Source organism: Thermogemmatispora sp. (assembly GCF_042408735.1).
Classification (GTDB): Bacteria; Chloroflexota; Ktedonobacteria; order Ktedonobacterales; family Ktedonobacteraceae; genus Thermogemmatispora.
Genome location: NZ_JBHOQV010000019.1, coordinates 1 through 14,829 on the forward strand (window position 1 = coordinate 1; position 14,829 = coordinate 14,829).

A 14,829-nucleotide genomic window follows, 5' to 3' on the forward strand; every position below is an offset into this window, starting at 1 on the left:
CATCTCCACCAATCGAGGCCGCTTCCGAAGCGGCCTCGATTTTGGCTTTCCTCTCCAGATAGCAACCGTGTAGCAACTTCCTGCCTACTCCGGCAATTCCCCTCCTCCCTTCGCCTCTTCCTCCCCCTGCTGGTTGAACACCTCCTGCCATTTCTCAACCACCGCCCGCTGAATGTTCGGTAAGACTTCTGTGTAGGTATCCAACGTCAGTTGGATGGTGCTATGCCCGAGTAACTCCTGGATCACTTTCGGGTGAATCCCCAGGGTCATCAGGATGCTGGCCGTGCTATGACGGAGATCATGAAATCGGATCGGCCTCAAGCCCGCCTGCTTGATCAGCCTGGCAAACGCCTTCAGCAAGGCGTTCGGACTCAGGTAATCTCCCCACAGGTTCGTGAAGACCAAATCCTTTTCTACCCATGCCTCTCCCACCTGCGCTCGTAACTGCTCTTGTTCCTTCCGATGCTGCCGTAACGCTTCGATGACCACCGGGGCCAGCAAGATGTTCCTGCGGCTCTTCCGGGTCTTCGGGCGCTCCTCCACAAATCCGTAATGAGGAAGATAGTCGACCGTCCTGAGCACCCGCAAGCTTCCCCGCTCTAGATCGACATCGGCCCAGCGCAATGCCAAGAGCTCCCCTCTCCTCATTCCTGTGGTCAGCGCGAAGAGCAACAGACAATAGAAGCGATGCCCGGTCACACTGGCCATCAGACGTCGGGCCTCCTCCAGGGTCAACGCTCTGGGTGGCGGCTCTTCCAGCCGCGGGAGCACCAGGGCATCGCAGACATTGCGTGCGATGAGGTTCCACTGGACCGCTATCGCGAGCGCATGATGAAGCACCCCATGGATGAGATGGATCATCTTGCTAGAAAGACGCTTCTTCGTCCGCAGCAGAGAGTAGAATGCTTGCACCTGGTAGGGCGTCAGTTTCTGGATGGCCATGTCTCCCAAGGCTGGTACAATATGGGTTTTGATGAGCTTTTGATACTTGACATAGGTGCTGAGGCGAACAGTTGGCCTGACTACTTCTTCCAGCCACCGGTTCAGGTAGTCTCTCAGGAGCATTGTGGGACCGAGGGGAAAGGTCCCCTGGCGAAGCTGCTGGAGGGCTTCGTTCACCTTGGAAACTACCTCCGCCTGCCTTCGCCCGTAGAACACTTTGCGTCGTCCATCCGGCAGCGAAATACTGCCGACCCAGCGCCCATCTTTCAGGCGATAGATCGAGCCTTCTCCATTCGCTCGCTTTCGTCTGGCCATGTCTCACGCATCCTTCTCAGGCCACCTCCTCCTCTGCACGAGGAAGTGGCCTGAGGTCGACTTACTTGCTAGCCCACGGTACTTGGGAGATAGCGCGCATCTGCTGTTGACGCCGCTCCCGCTCTTTCACCCACTGCTCTAGTGACTGTCGATTGACACGGATCGCGCGCCCGAACCGGATCACCGGCAGTCCTTCCCGGATCAGGGCTTCAACCGAGGATCGCGCGAGCTGAAGCTCGCGCATCACATCCTTGATGGTGAGCAGCGGCAGGACTGGCCGCTCCGGGGAAGCCTCGACTCCTGTCTCCTCAACAGGTTCGTTGGTCAGATACATCATCTTTGAACCTCCTTTCCTTTCGATCGTCTGGCAATTTGCTTCGGGCCGCCTGTGAACCTCGCCCGGGCGAGGTCCTCTCAACTGCAGGAGCGATCTCCATCCGGCACCGTTCCTTCAGCAGTCGGAGGGCTACCGCATGTGGCAGAGGGGGGAAATGCTCGTCTGGGTAGCATGCTTTCAGGGGAGCAGCATTCCCTGGAAGCATGGGGAAGAAGATCCGTCTGGGAGAGGAACACGGAGAGATTCTCAGCAGGAGCCTTCTTCTGTGGTCTCGGTCACCCCCTCCCACAGAGAAGCCACCGCCGTCGCCCACTGCCTCCTCTTCCTCCCTCTGGGGGGGGATTCTGGGACCTCCAGGTCCGCGCTGAGCCGGGGGAGCTGTCCCTGCTCGATCTCCCAGACCAGGGCGACCAGTGCCTCTCCACGCGGGTCTGGCGGTAGCGTTGCCAGCAGGCGTCGTGTTTCCCGCGCCAGGATCTGCAACGCCTCCTCGGCGCTGAGGCGCTCCAGGATCTCCGCTCGCCAGACTGCTCGCACGTCCTCCACACAGGTCACCACTTCCATGAGCGCCCCTTCGGGCAGCCATTGCGCCAGGCGCTCAACGAGGGCAGCCAGTCGGTCGCCGCCGACGGCTCTCGCGCGGGCGAGGAGTTCTGAACTGCAGGCTGCCTGGTCCATGATCGTTGCTCCTTGCTCGGAACGCGCCTGTATCTGAGAGGCGTCTGGCTAGGCGTCGTCATCATAGGCGGCGGCCCCTCCGACTCGAATCCCAGGAACCCAGGGAGGGAGTTCTTTTCGGACGGCGCGTCCTGCCCGCCGTTCTTCTTCTGCCTCGCTTGGAGTGAGCTGGTCATACCCTTGCCAGTTGGGCGTGACGATCCAGTACCACTCGCGCGGTCCTTCCGCTTCAGGCGCCCGCGCGTTCCGGCCAACTGAAGCCTGCAGCTCCTCTAGCACTTGCTCTGGCTGCCAGACCCGCAGGGAAGGATCGCGCGCAGACACATGCTCGCAAATCAGGCGGCGATGGCACCGCTCGTACGCAGCGCACCCGCAGAGCAGCAAGAGTACCTGGTGGGAATCCAGGAGCCGCAGGAGGTCCTTCACCCCTCCTTCCAGGTCTGCCACCTGGATCCGCCCCGGCTGTCGGTAGACCCTGTTGCCAAGCTTTGGCAGGTGGAGATAGCGCGGCCCCCAGCGCCGGTGAAGCGCAGCTCCGCTCCATCCGGGGATCGCGGTCCGCGCGGACAGGCGGATATCCACGATCCGGGCTTGTGGGAGCTCAGCCAGGAGCCGGGGAATGGCACGCCGATGAAGCGGGTTGCCGTATCCGGCGGGGATGAGCATGCGCCTACTCCATTGGCGCTCCCGCACTAGGGCAGCAGCCTCCCGCCGGTCTTCCTGTACTCGTTGGTAGGATGCGCTCATTGGGTCTCCTTTCCTTGTGGGTGGCCCTCCTTACTCCACCAGGGGGCCACCACCACCTCTGGTTCTGGGACCTCAACGGTCTTGAGAAAGTCCTTACAGGCGGCTCGCAGCGTCTCCCGCAGCACCTGGCTCGCTTCCTCCACGCGGTCCTCCGGGCATTCCAGCACGATTTCATCATGCACTGCCAGCACCACGACCACTCCAGGCGGGAGGCGCTGCCACAGCAGCGCCAGGGCCCGCTTGAGGATGTCCGCATTGGTCCCTTGAATGGGATGGTTGCGCGCCGCCCGTTCCAGCGCAGCGCGGTTGGCAGTCCGACGCTCCTGCTCGGGGAACCAGCGAGGCCGCCCGCCCAATGACCGCGATACACCCTGCCGCAGTGCCTGGCGACTGGCCTGCCTGACCCAGGCGTCCAGCCTGGGGTACTGCGCGGCGAACCGGCGCATGAGCTGACGCGCTTCCTCCAGGGAGACGCCGATCCGCTGAGCCAGGCTCGCTGGTCCCATGCCGTAAATCAAGCCAAAATTGATGGTCTTGGCAATCTCGCGCAGGCTGAGGCAACTCTGGCCCCAGCGCTCCTGTCGTGGGTCAGTCCCCTCCGGCAAGCCAAAGACCAGGCGGGCCGTTTCGCTGTGTACATCCTTGCCAGCCGCGAAGGCTGCCAACAACTGCGCATCCTGGCTGACTTCCGCCAGGATGCGCAGCTCAATATTCGAGAGATCTGCCGTCACCAGTTTGGCCCCTGGGGGCGCCACAATGCACCGCCGCAGGTCTCCCTCCCCCACCACCGTTCCCAGCAGCGGGCGACGGGGGAGTTGTTGGAGATTGGGCCGCTGGCAGATCAGCCGCCCGGAGCGTGCCCCCAGTTGCCTGAAGTCGGCATGGATGCGCCCATCGGCTTCCACATACCGTAGAAATTCCTCTCCAAAGGTCGTGTGAAAGTGCTGCAGCTTCTTCCAGGCGAGGTAGTGGCGGACGTCTGGACGGTCGGCGTAGGGGGCAAGAGCTTCCTCCCTGGTTGCTTCGATCGGCGTGCCGCAGATCACCGAGAGCACGACTCGCACCTGCTCGAGCGAATGCAGGGAGAAGGCGTCCGCCCTCGCTGGCGCCGGGGCGGACGGGGGTACCAGCGCTTCCAGGGCTGGCTGGTAGACCCGTGCCGGGTTGGCGACGGGGATTCGGGGTGGCTGCGACGCCTGCCAGCGGCTCCAGACCTCGCCCAGCGAGCGCGTCAGCTCCACCTCCTGCCGCGCCAGCTCCTCCTGGACGGCCCTGGAGCACGCCTGCCAGGACTCCTGGTCAATGCAGACCCCATGACGCTCCATCTCGGCGACCGCCGGGAGCGCCTCCATCTCTAGCTCCACGACACGTTCCACGCGCTCCTGCCGGATCTGGGGAAGCTGTCGGGCCATGATCTCCAGCGGGAGCAGCACATCCTGGACCAGGTAGCGCTGCTGGTCTTCTGGAAGCGGCTCTCTCCAGGCCGGGCGCTGGTCCAGCCCCACGAACCAGGGACGCTCCGCTTTGCTGACGGCCAACCCATAGCGGGAGGCGACCGCTTCGAGCGAGACCGACCCAGACGCCCGCCCATTCTGCAGGACCTGCTCGACCAGCATCGTGTCGTGGGGTCTCACCGTCGTGTTGGACGTCCCTCGTGGGATCAACAGCACCCCAAGCTGCTCGGCCAGGAACTGCAGGTCGAATTTCAGATTGTGGCCCACCCAGGTGAGCGGGTGTTGCGGTGCCGCCGCCTGGGCAAGCAGGACAAAGAGGGTCTGGATCTCCCGCTTCCAGCGCGCTTGCTCTGGGTCGGGCCACGTCCAGAACGGGCGCAGGTCGAGCAGGAAGATACGCCCAGGCTGGCCGAAGGTGACCGTGATCAGCCGATCTCGTCGGGGCGAGAGACCTGTGGTCTCACAATCAATACCCAGCGAGGCGCCCGCCTGGATCTGCAACTGGAGTTCGTAGAGCTGCAGGGCCACAAATGCGTTTCGCTCCGTTTCTTCCTCGGAGTACGTCCCTGTCCCCGCGCACGAGGCTTCCAGGACAAAGCGGACCAGCGGCTCCCAGGAGCCGGCTGCCTCCAGGCGCGTGAACACTCCCTGCTCCACGAGCGGGGTCAGATCCCACGGAAGTACATGCGCGCCGCAACAGGGCCGATCGTACGGATCAGACCACTCCGCCTCTGCCCTGCAGCAGTGGCAGCGCTCTGGCTCTGGCGTGGGGATGGCCTCCATCGCAGGCTTCCGCTCGGTCGGCTCGGTCGGCGCTCCCGATCGGAGACCTGGCTGGAGCGCTCCTGCGGGGGAATCTGGAGTCAGACGGGCTTCCGGGTTCGGCTCCTCTGCCACGCGGGTCCCTGCCTGCTTCTCCTCCCCAGGAGCAGGGCGAGCTTCCTCCCGCTGGTGCAAGCAAGCGGTCTGGGCCAGTCGCACGCCGGTCTCAACCCACGCCCGCAGATCCTGCCCCTGTTGCAGCATCTCGTTGACATCCTTGCCAATTGGGCGCCAGCGCCAGGCCCGCGCCCCGAGCGCTTCCAGCCAGTAGCGGGCCGCAGCGTCTCCCTGCCCTGCGTCATGGTCGAACGCCACGAGCACTGGGGCCGCCTGGCGCTGCAGGCGGGTGACCCATTCTGGGTGGCGCACTCCAGCGGTCCCACCTGTCCCCAGCGGGGCGACCAGGGTGTCCGCCTCTTGAAGCAGCGTAGCCACATCTAGCTCGCCTTCAACGAGGATGATGGGGCGACCCTCGTGCAAGGCATCCAGACCGTAGAAACACACTCGACTCCCCGGCATCGTCCAATACCGTCCTCTGCTGGAGGGTCCACCCTTCCCCGTCCCTACCGGCCCCGCCGGCTCCACGCGACGAACTGACAGTCTCCAGATTTGCCCCTCTCCTTCCCACGGAATCAGGATTCCTGCCGGGAGCACCAGAGACCGCTCGGGATCTCGCCAGGGGAGTCCCCAGGTCGCGGGCCGCGCCAGCTCTCCCAGCGAGACCCCCCCTGGCAGGAACCCAAACTTCAGACGGTCTGTCGTCTCTGCTCGCAGGCCCCGCCTTGCCAGATAGGCGCGTGCACCCGCTCCTCGCTCCGAATGTAGCCAGCGCTGAGCCAGGTCAACCAAGGCGCGAGCCGCCTCTTGCCAGCACGCGGGGGGAGGACTGGCCAGCGCACACGCGGCTCCCGGTTCCCGCCCGTCGGGGGATGTCCTGCTTCCACTGGGAGCAGGCTGCCGGTCCACGGCGTCCCAGCACCCCAGCATGGCAGCGGCTTCTGCTCGACTCCAGCCGTACCATTCCTGCAGGAAAGTTACTGCATTGCCTCGGCGGTGGCAGCCAGTTCCGTGCCAGCCACAGTAAAAGCGGTGTGGCCGGGCGGAGGTGACAATCCCAAACCGATCCGTCCCCCCACACCAGGGGCAAGGACCTTTGGCAACCTGCTCCGCTCCTACCGGGGGGAGGAAGGACACCCCCGTCTCGCGGGTGATCAGGTCCACCAGGTCCACGTCTGCCAGGGACCGTGGGTGGGAAGAGGTCCCAACAGCGAGATGCACGGCTCCTTGAGCCTCAGGCATGGAGACCTCCTTTCTGGTCTGCATCAGGACGCTGGCTCGGAAAAGTGTCACGAGTGTCACGCGGTGTCACGTCGCCGTCGTGACACCCTTCCGGCCGCTTGAGAAGCGGCTTGAGAGGGAAATTTTGGGGAGTGTCACGAGTGTCACAGGGAGATGATACAGAGGAGGGGGTGTCACGAGTCACACCCCCTCTTAAAAAAAATCTATTATTGTTGTGTTTATTTTTTCTTTCTTCTCTTTGGGATCCCTTCTCTCCCCACTGCTGCAAGGAGAGAAGGGATCCCAGTATCACCCCCTGCTATGGGGGAGGTCGGAGGATCTCAGGGTGGATCCCTGAGAGACCCCAGTTCTTCATGACAGCGCGTGACACTCGTGACACCCCTCAAAAAGTGCCCTTCATCCGGCTTGCCAGGCGGTCTGAGAGGTGTCACGAGTGTGGCGTGACACCCTGTGACACTCGTGACACTTCCCTCTCCCCGCTGGCCCCGTCATGGCCGCGGAGCCGATAGAGCAAGCGCGCGCCGCTCTGTAATAGCTCCACTTCCCCTGACTGCACCAGCAGGTGCAGTGCCTCGCGCAAGCGCGCGGCAGGGGTCTGTCGTACGCTCGCCGGAGCTTTCCTCTGGATGTCGCGGATGGTCGCCCCCTCTCCCGGGACCCGCGACAGGAAGGCCAGGAGCTGGTCTTCCAGGTGATCGGTGGCTCCTGCCTCCTCGGCTGTCCGCATCTGCGCGTGGAGCCGATGCAGATGCAAGCGGAAGCGCTCGGCCAGCTCCTGGGCTTTAGCCCAGTGGGTCAGCTCGATGCGGGCCTGCCGCGGATGGTCCGCTTCCAGAGAAGCGTTGAGCAGGGCCAGCTTGAGTGCCAGTTCGGGCAGTCGTCCGTAGGCCCCGTCTAAATCCTCCTGCCGCGAGGCGGCCAGCATCTCGCGGAGGGCACGACGATACCGGTCATAGCTCCTGTAGGCATCCTCGCTGATCTGGCAGGCGTGTTCCGGTAACGGCCCCCGTTGCAGCCGAGGCCGCTCGCCTCCGCCATGTCTGCCAGCGGACCCGCCTTCCGGGGGATCCAGGCGCAGTTCAGGGATGCCGAGCTGTTCGTGCCACCTCTGCAGCGCTTGGACAAGCGCTTGTGGGGGGTGCCCCTCGCGAGGGGCAAACGTTTGCTGATGCACCTCCCGCAGGGGGGCGACCGCGAAAGCGAAACGTGCGAGAAAGCCGTCGTGCCAGATTTCTGCTCCTGGTCGAGCAACCGACCGGATACTCGCGGGCGTCATGCTCCCCAGGACAGCCAGACTGGGGCGCTCAATGACTTCCCCGCCGCGCAGTAACGTGGCGTGTTCAAAGTAGAGCGGGCAGCTCTCCAGGGTGAGCAGCAACTCAATGAAATCCGCTGTCGTGCTGCGCGGCTGCAGGGCCGCGCGCACGAATTTGCCAAATTCGTCGACATACCAGCCCCGTTGCCCGGGCATGGCCAACCGGCGCTGCAGGCGTTCCTGCTGCGCTGGTGGTAGCTCCTCGTAGCCCGCCGGGACGGTCGCGATGGCAAGGTCAGACAGCATTTTCTGGGGAGTGATGCGATCCGGGAGCAGCAACCAATCCAGTCCAGCGGCCTGGAGCAGCGAACGCCCGACCCCTGCCGTCGTGGTCTTCGCGAACAAGGATGGCCGTCCTACCAGGATCACCATGAGCGTGGGATAGACCCGTTTGCTCAGCGGCAAGTAGATCCGGCGCGCTGCAACCACCGAGAAGACCCAGAGTCCGACGGCCATGTGAAAATCATCGTAGGCTTCGGGAGAAGCCTGGCGGCTATACTCCAGATAGGCATCCAGCGATGGCCAGGCCCCTGCGCTCACCTCTGGCGGAAAGATCACCTCTTCAGGTAGGGGTGGCATGCCTTCGTCCTCCTCCAGATCGGCGGAGGACGAAGGCATCACCGGGCAGGCGCGCTGGCCTGTGGTCTCCTGCTCCCCGCCAGAGGGTTCGACGGCGGCAAGCCAGTCCCTGATGGCGGGTTCCCGTTCTGAGAGTGCTGCAAGCACCGTCTTCAGTAAGGCCGGCTGGTCTGGATTGGCGTTGGCTTGTTCGATCAGGAACTGTGCCAACGGGTACCAGGCGCCAAGCTGGTCCGCAGGGGGCAGGGACGGAACGTCCCCTTGCCAGAGACGCTGAACCACCCATCGCATGGCCTGGTCAGCAGCCGACAGGTCTGCAGTCATGGTCGTGTCCCAAGAAGCAATTCCTGGATCCAGGGCAGCGGGATATTCTCTATCTTCCGGACGGTTCCTTCGGGATCACGGACCAGCCATATCCTCTGTGCTTCTTCTACTTCTTCATAAACAGTACGGGCCAACGAGGCCAGTTCCTCCAGGGGGTCTAGGCTCATCTGATGGCTCCTTTCTCTCCGTGGAGAGGACCACCAGGACACTGGTTCCTTGTGGTCCCCTCCACCTCATCAGAATGGCTGGGTGTCGTCCAGATCCTCCAAGTCCGTCTCGACGGCTTCGGAGGAATATACTCCACGACCCTCTGCCATGGCGGTTAAGATAAGAAGTTGCCCACGCGCACGATCGTGGGCTGTCTGTTGGGGATGCTCTGGGAGAGGATGCCCCAGATGACGGCACAGGGTGGCAAGCCGTGGGTAGCGCCAGCCTTCGAGATAGCGAGCGGCGTGCTCCTGCAAATCCACGGCCACGATGGGGGCAGGAGGGAGGCCTCCTTGCAGGCACAGTCGGTCAAGCTGCTCGAGATCCCACCCGACGCTATACCCCACAATGAACCGCCCCTCCAGGGCCGCCAGAAACGCTGGCCACACGTCCGCAGCCTCGGGCGCCGTCTCGAGGCTGCTGGCCAGCAATCCGTTGTAGAAGAGCGCTTCCTCCGTTGGAGGCCGTTGCGGACGCACCAGGGAGTCAAACCGAACCGTTCCGTCCGCCTCCAGCAGGAAGAGCCGGATAACATCAGCTTGCTTGTGCAGACCAGTCGTATCGACCTCCAGAAAGAGGGGGTGTAGGGCCAGGGTAGCACGCGCCCAGCGCATCTCTTGCCAGTTTGGAAGGAGGAAGGATCGCTGATACTGCTCCGAGAAGAACCGAACCGAGTCGCGGAACTCGTCCAGCAGCCGCCCCACACGTCGCTGCTCCTGTTGGAGCTGGAGCACGGTAGCCGGGTCCAGTGGGGAAATCGGTGGATGCCCGAGGAGGATGGGGAGCTGCTGTTCCAGTTGCTCCAGTTGCGTTTTGAGCGATTGGAGATCAGTCAGGAGGGCCGACAGGCTCTGCTGGTTCATGTCATGTCTCCTTTCAGGAAGGTCGCCTGGGCTTCCAGCCAGGCGAGCACCTCGAGCTATGCCCTGTCCAGGGATCACTACTCCTCTCCTGGAACCTCCATAAAGAGCAGGTCTACGGTCTCATCAAAAAAGCTCAGCGCGTCGCTGATTGCCAGCAGGAGATCTTGATCGCCCTCGTACACCTCGTCTGTAGGCGTCCGGATCCCTTTGGCTGCGCGACGCTGGAGGTATGCCAGCTCTCGCTGTTGTTTCCGCACAACCAGATCACGCAAGACTCGGAGGTGATTGCGTAACTCGGCGCAGGAAAGCGTTCTGATTCTTACCCTCGACAGGAATCTAGGCCCATTGCTACTACTCCGAGCAACAAAGGCCGACCCTCTTGGTTCCTCTGACGAGGGGCTTTGCCAGACAGAGCGATCAGATGTCATAGACATCCTCCTTTGGTTATACTGATTTGGCGATACTGAACCGAGCGAGGCAAGCTTGCCAGCCGCATCGGACTGGCTCTCCCTCCGCTCCACCTAACCCGTTTTGTAGAGCACTCCCACGAACGCTAGCGCGAACGCGGACGCCACAAGATCCAGGACATAAGCAGCAGCAGTGCTAGTGGAGCAATAACAAGTAGAACATCCCACAGACTCATCATTTTCACCTCCTTGGCAGTTCATGTCGGCTTCCACAGGACACCCCATGCGCGCCGGAGTCGTTCCCGGATCTCGTCCGCCCGGCGCGGATCACGACGGTTGGCATAGACCCAGAACCGGCTGCGATGCGCTGGTGTGCTTGGGTCCTGTTCTCTTAACACCGGATCGGGACCTGCCAGCCAGATCACTTCGGTCCCTGTGGCATCGCGATAATGGTATTGGGCCGGCAGACACGGCTCTCGGAAGGCCGGCAACCAAAACGCGAGCTGATACCCTTCCTGCATGAGCAGTCGATGGACACTGGCGCGCCGTGGCCGCCGTGGGACCAGCGCGGACCAACCCCGCTCGGGGCGGGTCGGCGCGCCTGGCTGCGCAGAGATCTTCATACGTGCCTCCAGTGCTGCGCTTGATGCAGCACATCCCGTCGAGGATCCCCTGCCGGTACGGAGACCGGCATACGGAGACCGGCAGGGGATCCTCGACGGTGACAAGCCCCGCGGGACATCCGGGCTACAGCCACGAGGCCAAGAGCAAGGCTCCAATCAAGAGCAAGGCTCCAATCAGCCAGATCTGTGTACGCCGCCACCAGGCCAGGAGCAGGGCCGCGCTGATCAAACCTCCCACCACGATCTCGTCCTGCACCCAGGCACGCCACGACGGAGGCTGCCAGCTCTTCATCAGGATCAACCCGTTGAGCAGCACTGCCAGCACCCAGAGACACACACACATCCACCCGCTGATCGTCCGGCTGGATGCTGGCGGGTGGGGGAAGAAAGGAAGACGTTGACGCATAGGACACTCCTTTGCGTGCTGAAGGGACGACCATGGAAGAACAGAACCCTGCGGAGAACCACATGGCACCACCCGCGGAGAGACCACATGCTCTCTCCCGCTTTCCATCCTGAAAGGGCAAAGAAAGGGAAGAAAAGGAAGAGGAACCTCGCTTCTACCAGGCTCTCTCGTGGCGCACGAGGGCTGCCTCGGCTTCCTTCAGGTACACTTCTGGTTGACTTCTGGTTCCCTTTCGGACCACTTCTGGTTCACTTTCGACCACTTCGCTTCGCGGGGTCGACCCCGCGAAGCGAGTGATCGCAGATAGCGCTGCCTCGTGCTCCGCGGCAGGGCAGCAAGTTGCTCATAGGCTTCTTGTATCCCTGTAAGGAGCGCGCTCCGGAAGACCGGAGCAGTGCGCTTTGTCCGCTTGTGGTGGAAGTCGAACCAGGTCGGCGGCGAGAATGGATCGTAGCTGTATCCCTCGCTTAGCGAGAACACTGGGCAGGGCAGATAGGCGTTGTGCTCCCAACAGATGACGAGGACGCTGCTGGGATCTGGGCGCGTCCGCAGCGCCCAGTACTCCGCGGACCGCGTTAGAAAGAGCGTCGCACGCTGACCCCAGTGGGTCACGATGGCCTGCCCCTCATCGAGGATGCGGTACGGGATCCTCGGCGCCTGCGCGATCAGCAACGCTCTGAGCTGTTCCGGCTTCATCTTCACTTCCTATCTGCCTCCTTCCTTCAGGGCGAGCTTACTGCCGCGTGGGATGCCGAGCCGGCGGCATCAATGACAGTGGGGATAGGTCTCGCTCGCGGACTGGCGGTTGCGATGGGCCGCGCTCCGCCAGCTCGCGGACCTGCCGCTCCAGAACCGTGAGCGCGCCACGAGACTGAATCTCGAGCATCTGGAGCAGAATCTCCTCGTTCCTTTGTCGCATCTCTCGGTACTCCTCATATTCTCGCTGGCGGTTGCGAGCCGCCTGCTCCGCCTCGCGCATCCGCAGCTCCGCCTCTGCCAGCGCGCGGATCGCTTCCTCCTTGCGCTGCAATACAAGCAGATAGCGCGCCAGACTCTGAGAATTGAGCGCCGTGATTGTCAGTAGCGATGCAGTATCAATGAGCGGCGGCAGGAGCACACGCGAGGCCACCACCGGTCCTGGGATTGTGGAATCTTTCAGCGAGAGGAGCCACCAGAGCGCCAGCGAGGAGCAGCTACACAGCACCACCAATACGGCTAGACTCGCAGCCAGCAGCGGTGCCAGTCCTGGCTCCGAGTGAACGCGACGCAGCAGGTGCATACATCCCAATACCAGGCCACCAGTCAGCAGCTCGGCGACCAAGCATGCCAGATGCGTGCCAATACTGAAGAACGTGGTCCACTCCGTCCCGGCAAAGGCATCCCCAAGTTCAAGTCCTACAAAACAGGCCACGATCACCGGGGCCAGATAGGCCAGCAGCAGCAGGGACTGCCGGATCAGTCGTCCCACTGTCGGTTCATAGTCATCATCAAACCGCTCGATGAGTACCCGATAGCGGGCGACCGGATCGGCCAGCTCCTCCCCCGTCGAGGGCGTCTCCGGTGGGAGGGGCTGTGGGAGGGGCTGGGACGTCGGTTCTTTCCCCGGGGGACCCGACGGCAGGGGCAGCGGAACTGGCTCAGCCATGCTACTCCTCCTGCTCGGCCGACGCAGGCGAAGGTGCTGAACCGCCACGACGGGCCGCCCTCGCCGTTGCTAACACCGCCGAGCGCTCAGCGCGCGCGAGCGCTTTCTCCGCACGCAGATAGCCCCGCGCGACCGCGCGATGCAGATCCTCCCACACGGATGCCATGAATGCCGATGCTTGAGAAGCCTCCTGCAAGATATACTGCCGCAATTGCTGTAGCTTCTCCCGATCTTGCTGCGTCGGGGCCACTGGATGCTTCTGAGTCATCTCTTCCTCCTTTCGTCTACCGACGAACTGATTGGCTGCTTGCTGCTGGCGGCGGGGATCGGTGTCGCCGCCAGCAGCAGACGAGACACACTCCGAGACGGTGTTATCCAAAAACCAGGGGGTGGCGCTCGTGACCACCATCCTCCAGCCAGGTCCACGCCCGCTGCACCCATGCCCTCTGCTCCTCTGGCATGCGGATGCTTCTCACCTGTTCCCGTGTCCACCAGTTGGCTTGCGAATGGAGCAGGCACACTGGTGAAGCAGGCAGTAGAGCAAGGTAGACTGCGTCTGGCGCCCAGTAACCAAGGAGCCACAGCCGCTGACCAGGCTGTGGCTCGCACAACTGGCGAAGCTGTGCGTACGCCGTGCGAGCCGAGTCGTAGCCAGGGATCATCAGGGTGCCTGCGGGCAGCGAGAGGGAGTGTCCCCGGTTGAGCAACAGAACTGGCCAGGTGCGGGGAGGGCCGGAGGAAGCACGCACCACCACCAGGACGACGCGTCTCACCTGCTGCATCACCCGCATGGCGGCCTCCCTTCACCTCCCAGGAGGCCAAGCCTGGCGGCACAGGAAAGACAGATCACCGGGCGGGGTGGAGGCACATCCGCCGGCTCAATGCGATGTGCCCAGCAAAAGTGCTGGGCACACCTGGAACAGCAACGGAGGCCACTGGTCCGCGTGCATCCGGGTTCTTGACAGGCTGCGCCCACTCGGGCGCGCAGGATCGACATCAGCGCCCCCCTTTCCCACGCGCTCGCTGCGGCGTAAAGTATGCAACACAGATGGCATGTCGAATCTCGGGTTCCTGCAGATCCGACACATTCCCGGAATAATCTTCCACGAGACACTTCGCACACATGGGCTTTCTGCACAGATCGCAGAACTCCATGGTGTCGGCAACCTCACCACATTGCGCGCAAATGACCAGTTTCTTGTTCTCTTTCTCCATAACCTGACTCCTTCGTCAGGCCGGGCTAGCTCGCTCAGTGGGGTTGCGCCGCGGCGGCGCCTGTGGTATCCTGGAGCTGGGCCAGCCCAGCCTGGTTGGGCCGAGGACACGCTGTTTGGTTGGCGGCCTGTCAGCGTGCCCTTGACATCACTGCACTGATCAGGGCCTGGTGGCTCGCTTGGCCCGGCGCGCTTCCACCTGCCGGGCCAAGTCCTGGGCCACGAGACATTGGATAATTTCCTCCAGGCTTGTCCCTGCATCAAATTGGTCTCCGAGAGTTTTCATTGCCTCAGGCGCCTGGCCTAGCAGGGCGTAGGTGCCAAGTTCGGCCTGATACTGCTGCAGCATGGCAATGAGGAGACGGCCTCCATCCGTAGAAGAGGCAGACATACCTACCTCCTATCGAACGAGGGAAGAAGGAAGGGAAGGAAAGAAAAGGAAAGAACTAGAGGCTCTCGACCAGGAGCGCAAACGCCTGCTCCCCAGAAAGCACCTCAAAGTGAGGGCACTCCGTCTGGGCGGCGAAGCGTATTGCCCAGCTCGGGAGGGGCTTCCAGAAGCGCTGGGGCTCCAGCGCGCTTCCATATGTCCCCGCGGCGATCATGTTGCAAGGGCCCGATCCGCTTGAGGATACTGAAAGTCGGCAGCGCC

17 protein-coding genes are annotated in these 14,829 nt (G+C 63.0%); all 17 read right to left on the bottom strand.

Features of this window, described 5'->3' with window-relative positions:
* Window positions 1–84: 84 nt before the first annotated feature.
* Complete coding sequence (locus ACFMO7_RS01565; protein WP_376793783.1) at window positions 85–1,257, bottom strand: tyrosine-type recombinase/integrase; 1,173 nt, start codon at window positions 1,255–1,257, stop codon at window positions 85–87.
* 61 nt (window positions 1,258–1,318) lie between these two features.
* Entirely contained in the window at window positions 1,319–1,594 is a 276-nt protein-coding gene (locus ACFMO7_RS01570) for a helix-turn-helix domain-containing protein (RefSeq protein ID WP_376793784.1), read from the bottom strand.
* Between the two features lie 246 nt (window positions 1,595–1,840).
* Window positions 1,841–2,272, bottom strand: a complete 432-nt coding sequence (locus ACFMO7_RS01575) for a hypothetical protein (RefSeq protein WP_376793785.1) — start codon at window positions 2,270–2,272, stop codon at window positions 1,841–1,843.
* 48 nt (window positions 2,273–2,320) lie between these two features.
* The gene (locus ACFMO7_RS01580) at window positions 2,321–3,019 is read right to left on the bottom strand and encodes a hypothetical protein (protein ID WP_376793786.1); all 699 of its coding nucleotides are present in this window, start codon (window positions 3,017–3,019) and stop codon (window positions 2,321–2,323) included.
* Window positions 3,016–5,814 carry a DNA polymerase gene (locus tag ACFMO7_RS01585; RefSeq protein ID WP_376793787.1) on the bottom strand — a complete coding sequence of 933 codons (2,799 nt, stop codon included), beginning with the start codon at window positions 5,812–5,814 and terminating at the stop codon, window positions 3,016–3,018. The genes ACFMO7_RS01580 and ACFMO7_RS01585 overlap by 4 nt, the downstream gene beginning before the upstream one ends.
* 1,207 nt (window positions 5,815–7,021) lie before the next feature.
* Window positions 7,022–8,812, bottom strand: a complete 1,791-nt coding sequence (locus ACFMO7_RS01590; protein ID WP_376793788.1) for a DUF3987 domain-containing protein — start codon at window positions 8,810–8,812, stop codon at window positions 7,022–7,024.
* Window positions 8,809–8,979 (bottom strand): hypothetical protein, encoded by a 171-nt coding sequence (locus tag ACFMO7_RS01595; protein WP_376793789.1) that lies wholly within the window; start codon window positions 8,977–8,979, stop codon window positions 8,809–8,811. Before ACFMO7_RS01595 ends, ACFMO7_RS01590 begins: the two co-directional genes overlap by 4 nt.
* A 69-nt stretch (window positions 8,980–9,048) precedes the next feature.
* The gene (locus ACFMO7_RS01600) at window positions 9,049–9,882 is read right to left on the bottom strand and encodes a hypothetical protein (RefSeq protein ID WP_376793790.1); all 834 of its coding nucleotides are present in this window, start codon (window positions 9,880–9,882) and stop codon (window positions 9,049–9,051) included.
* 77 nt (window positions 9,883–9,959) lie between these two features.
* The gene (locus tag ACFMO7_RS01605; protein WP_376793791.1) at window positions 9,960–10,310 is read right to left on the bottom strand and encodes a hypothetical protein; all 351 of its coding nucleotides are present in this window, start codon (window positions 10,308–10,310) and stop codon (window positions 9,960–9,962) included.
* Window positions 10,311–10,546: 236 nt separating this feature from the next.
* A complete protein-coding gene (locus ACFMO7_RS01610; protein ID WP_376793792.1) occupies window positions 10,547–10,912 on the bottom strand; it encodes a hypothetical protein in 366 nt (121 codons plus the stop codon).
* A gap of 124 nt (window positions 10,913–11,036) precedes the next feature.
* Window positions 11,037–11,318, bottom strand: a complete 282-nt coding sequence (locus ACFMO7_RS01615) for a hypothetical protein (protein WP_376793793.1) — start codon at window positions 11,316–11,318, stop codon at window positions 11,037–11,039.
* Between the two features lie 198 nt (window positions 11,319–11,516).
* Window positions 11,517–12,020 carry a hypothetical protein gene (locus ACFMO7_RS01620; protein ID WP_376793794.1) on the bottom strand — a complete coding sequence of 168 codons (504 nt, stop codon included), beginning with the start codon at window positions 12,018–12,020 and terminating at the stop codon, window positions 11,517–11,519.
* A 31-nt stretch (window positions 12,021–12,051) separates the two neighbouring features.
* Entirely contained in the window at window positions 12,052–12,963 is a 912-nt protein-coding gene (locus ACFMO7_RS01625) for a hypothetical protein (protein WP_376793795.1), read from the bottom strand.
* Between the two features lies 1 nt (window position 12,964).
* A complete protein-coding gene (locus ACFMO7_RS01630) occupies window positions 12,965–13,231 on the bottom strand; it encodes a hypothetical protein (protein WP_376793796.1) in 267 nt (88 codons plus the stop codon).
* A 103-nt stretch (window positions 13,232–13,334) separates the two neighbouring features.
* On the bottom strand, window positions 13,335–13,754 hold the full coding sequence (locus ACFMO7_RS01635) for a hypothetical protein (protein WP_376793797.1): 420 nt from the start codon (window positions 13,752–13,754) through the stop codon (window positions 13,335–13,337).
* Window positions 13,755–13,959: 205 nt separating this feature from the next.
* A complete protein-coding gene (locus ACFMO7_RS01640; RefSeq protein ID WP_376793798.1) occupies window positions 13,960–14,178 on the bottom strand; it encodes a hypothetical protein in 219 nt (72 codons plus the stop codon).
* 159 nt (window positions 14,179–14,337) lie between these two features.
* Window positions 14,338–14,568, bottom strand: coding sequence for a hypothetical protein (locus ACFMO7_RS01645; RefSeq protein WP_376793799.1), 231 nt, complete (start codon window positions 14,566–14,568; stop codon window positions 14,338–14,340).
* Window positions 14,569–14,829 lie beyond the last annotated feature (261 nt).

Coding starts and splice junctions, on each gene's coding strand:
- ACFMO7_RS01565 (WP_376793783.1), bottom strand. CDS start 1,257: ATGGCCAGACGAAAGCGAGCGAATGGAGAAGGCTCGATCTATCGCCTG.
- ACFMO7_RS01570 (WP_376793784.1), bottom strand. CDS start 1,594: ATGATGTATCTGACCAACGAACCTGTTGAGGAGACAGGAGTCGAGGCT.
- ACFMO7_RS01575 (WP_376793785.1), bottom strand. CDS start 2,272: ATGGACCAGGCAGCCTGCAGTTCAGAACTCCTCGCCCGCGCGAGAGCC.
- ACFMO7_RS01580 (WP_376793786.1), bottom strand. CDS start 3,019: ATGAGCGCATCCTACCAACGAGTACAGGAAGACCGGCGGGAGGCTGCT.
- ACFMO7_RS01585 (WP_376793787.1), bottom strand. CDS start 5,814: ATGCCGGGGAGTCGAGTGTGTTTCTACGGTCTGGATGCCTTGCACGAG.
- ACFMO7_RS01590 (WP_376793788.1), bottom strand. CDS start 8,812: ATGACTGCAGACCTGTCGGCTGCTGACCAGGCCATGCGATGGGTGGTT.
- ACFMO7_RS01595 (WP_376793789.1), bottom strand. CDS start 8,979: ATGAGCCTAGACCCCCTGGAGGAACTGGCCTCGTTGGCCCGTACTGTT.
- ACFMO7_RS01600 (WP_376793790.1), bottom strand. CDS start 9,882: ATGAACCAGCAGAGCCTGTCGGCCCTCCTGACTGATCTCCAATCGCTC.
- ACFMO7_RS01605 (WP_376793791.1), bottom strand. CDS start 10,310: ATGACATCTGATCGCTCTGTCTGGCAAAGCCCCTCGTCAGAGGAACCA.
- ACFMO7_RS01610 (WP_376793792.1), bottom strand. CDS start 10,912: ATGAAGATCTCTGCGCAGCCAGGCGCGCCGACCCGCCCCGAGCGGGGT.
- ACFMO7_RS01615 (WP_376793793.1), bottom strand. CDS start 11,318: ATGCGTCAACGTCTTCCTTTCTTCCCCCACCCGCCAGCATCCAGCCGG.
- ACFMO7_RS01625 (WP_376793795.1), bottom strand. CDS start 12,963: ATGGCTGAGCCAGTTCCGCTGCCCCTGCCGTCGGGTCCCCCGGGGAAA.
- ACFMO7_RS01630 (WP_376793796.1), bottom strand. CDS start 13,231: ATGACTCAGAAGCATCCAGTGGCCCCGACGCAGCAAGATCGGGAGAAG.
- ACFMO7_RS01635 (WP_376793797.1), bottom strand. CDS start 13,754: ATGCGGGTGATGCAGCAGGTGAGACGCGTCGTCCTGGTGGTGGTGCGT.
- ACFMO7_RS01640 (WP_376793798.1), bottom strand. CDS start 14,178: ATGGAGAAAGAGAACAAGAAACTGGTCATTTGCGCGCAATGTGGTGAG.
- ACFMO7_RS01645 (WP_376793799.1), bottom strand. CDS start 14,568: ATGTCTGCCTCTTCTACGGATGGAGGCCGTCTCCTCATTGCCATGCTG.